We start from the raw sequence: 3,082 nt of genomic DNA, 5'->3' as shown, positions 1-3,082 counted from the left end.
CGTCGCCTCCCAGGGCGGCGAAGTGGTCGGCCAGGTGGTCACCACCATGTCCGCCATCGAAGCCTCCTCGAAGAAGATCGCCGAGATCATCAGCGTCATCGACGGCATCGCCTTCCAGACCAACATCCTGGCCCTCAACGCTGCGGTCGAGGCCGCCCGTGCCGGTGAACAGGGCCGCGGCTTTGCGGTGGTCGCCAGCGAAGTGCGCACCCTCGCCCAGCGCTCGGCCGCTGCCGCCAAGGAGATCAAGGGCTTGATCGATGACTCGGTGGGCAAGGTCGCCGATGGTTCTGCGCTGGTACACAAGGCCGGTGCCACCATGGGCGAGATCGTTGCCTCGGTGCAGCGCGTAACCGACATCATGGCCGAGATTTCCGCGGCCTCGCAGGAACAGAGCGCCGGCATCGAGCAGGTCAACCAGACCGTGGTGCAGATGGACGAGACCACCCAGCAGAATGCCGCGCTGGTGGAGGAAGCCACCGCCGCTGCGCGGGCCATGGAGGAACAGGCAGGCCATCTGAGTGAAGCGGTGTCCATCTTCGTGCTCGATGAAGCCGAAACCGTGGTCGCGCCCCGCGTCGCCGCCCCCGCCCCGCGCACCGCTGCACCCGCCGCCCCGGCGCCGGCTGCACCGCCGGCCCGCCGCAGCAGCGGCGGTCGCCCGATGGCCGCGGAACTGGCCGACGGAGACTGGCAGGAGTTCTGATTCCTGCCTGACCTGACGCACGACAACGCCCTGGCCCTGCGCCGGGGCGTTTTCGTTTAAGGGGCATCTGATTGTCCAGCCAACGGCGAAGCCCCTCGGAGTGGCCGCGGAGAGCTGCGGATTTCCTTCGTTTGGGCCAGGAAGGTGGGTCGCGCAGGGGACGCCGTGAATACGTCCCTGTAGGCTCGGGCGCGCCATCCATGGCGCTTACGCCCCTGCGCAACCAACCCTCCCGGCCACAGACAGTTTCCGTGCGCGTCCACCCCGGATTGAAAAAAGAAGAGCAAAAAGCAAAAGCCAGATCACTTCCGGGGTCGGATCCGTTTTCCGCAGGAAAACGGATCTGACCCCTCTTCCCACTTGGAAACCCAATGCTCTTGCCGTCCGCCGAAGTGAAGCCCTGGCGGGCCGGGTCGGGGTGGGCAGGCAGGACCGTTGGCGCCATGGATGGCGCCATCGAGCCCCCATGGATGGGTTCACGGCGTGTCCTGCCTGCCCACCCCGACCCGGCCAAACCGTAGCAACCATCGCCATGACCTGCCATTGCCGTTGCCGTTGCCGTTGCTGTTGCCGTCGCTTCAAAAGCCTGCCGCAGGCAGCGCCGCAGCCGCCGCTGCAAGGAAACCTGAATGCGTTCCGGCACTCCACCTCAATCCCGCGCGCCCGCGGCCGATAACGGGGGTGTCATGGTGTATTCCGCCGTGGCCGGCTCGGCGCCGCCCGCCTGCTTCAAACTGGTCCTGCTCGATGAACCTCATGCATCGCTGGCAACACTACTTCAGCAATCTCTCCGTCCGGCGCAAGCTCAATCTGCTCACGCTGCTCATCGCGCTGGGCGTGGTCGCGCTGTCGGTGATCGCCGCCCGCATGCAGTACCTCGACCTGACTGAAACGCGCAAGACCTCGCTGAAGACCCAGGTCGAACTGAGTTACGGCATTGTCCAGCACTACCACCGCCTGGCCGGTACCGGCGAGCTCAGCGAAGAGGCAGCCAAGGCCGCCGCACTGCAGGCGCTGGAGAGGATGCGTGCCGAGAACGACACCTACTACTACAACGTCTACGACACCGGCTACCGGGTACTCATGCACCCGTTCCGCAAGGACCTGGTCGGCAAGGACATGAAGGATTTCCGCACCGATGAAGGGGTGCGCATCTATTACCAGCAGGTCGAGGCAGCCAAGGCCGGGGGCGGCTTCGTCGACTACCGCTGGGCCAAGCCCGGCAGCGAAGGCACGGTCGGCAAGATCGCCTATGCCGGGCTGTTCGCGCCGTGGAACTGGGTCATCAGCAGTGGCGTCTACACGGACGACGTGCAGAAGCAGGCCCTGGTGTTCACCACGATCATGGCGATCTCCGGTGGCGTGGTGGTTCTGATCGTGCTGGCCTTGAGCTGGCTGATCGGCAACCGCATCGCGGTACCGTTGAAGCAGGCTACGGCCGTGGCCGAAGGCATCGCCGCTGGCAGACTGGACAGCCATATCGGCCCGCAGCCGCATGACGAGCCCGGCCGCCTGCTGGATGCGATGTCCGCCATGCAGCGGCAGCTGCACGCCGTGATCGGTGGCCAACGTGAGATGGCACGTCGCCACGACGCCGGTGAACTCAGCTACCGCATCGATGCCAGCGCATTCCCCGGCGAGTATGGGCTGATGGTGCAGGAGACCAATGCGCTGGTCGGCGGCCACGTGCAGACCCTTCATGATGTGCTCGATGTCGTCCAGCAATACGCCGTCGGCGATCTGAGCCGTGATATCGCCCGCTACCCGGGCGAGAAGGCGGCGATGACCCACGCCGTTGATACCGTCAAGGACAACCTCGGCCGCATCAATGCCGAGATCAAGCAGCTGGCCGGCGCCGCCGCTGCCGGTGACTTCAGCCGTCGCGGCGACGCACAGCGCTTCGATCACGATTTCCGCACCATGCTGGAAAACCTCAACGCGATGATGGCAGTCAGCGATGAGAACCTCGGCAAGCTGTCACAGCTGCTGTCAGCCATCGCCGAAGGCGACCTGACCGCCCGTATGCAGGGCGACTACCAGGGCGTGTTCGCACGGATGCGTGACGATGCCAATGCCACCGTCACCCAGCTGACCCGCATCGTTGGCCAGATCCAGGCCAGCGCCTCCAGCATCACCCTGGCCGCCGGCGAAATCGCCTCGGGCAACAACGACCTGTCGCGCCGTACCGAACAGCAGGCCGCCAACCTGGAAGAAACCGCCGCCTCGATGGAGGAACTGACCTCCACCGTGCGCCAGAACGCCGAGCACGCCCGCCAGGCCAACCAGCTCGCCATCGGTGCCCATGGCGTCGCCTCCCAGGGCGGCGAAGTGGTCGGCCAGGTGGTCACCACCATGTCCGCCATCGAAGCCTCCTCG

2 protein-coding genes are annotated in these 3,082 nt (G+C 65.8%); both read left to right on the top strand.

Going from position 1 to position 3,082, the window contains the following annotated elements; all coding sequences use genetic code 11:
* On the top strand, positions 1-706 hold a 706-nt coding region (locus tag AC5P5M_RS18375; protein WP_495206243.1), incomplete at its 5' end, for a methyl-accepting chemotaxis protein.
* Positions 707-1,453: 747 nt separating this feature from the next.
* On the top strand, positions 1,454-3,082 hold a 1,629-nt coding region (locus AC5P5M_RS18370; RefSeq protein WP_495206242.1), incomplete at its 3' end, for a cache domain-containing protein.

It is taken from the genome of Stenotrophomonas sp. YJH_SMC_106-19, from assembly GCF_059368375.1.
This window is presented reverse-complemented; position numbering and strand designations above follow the sequence as displayed.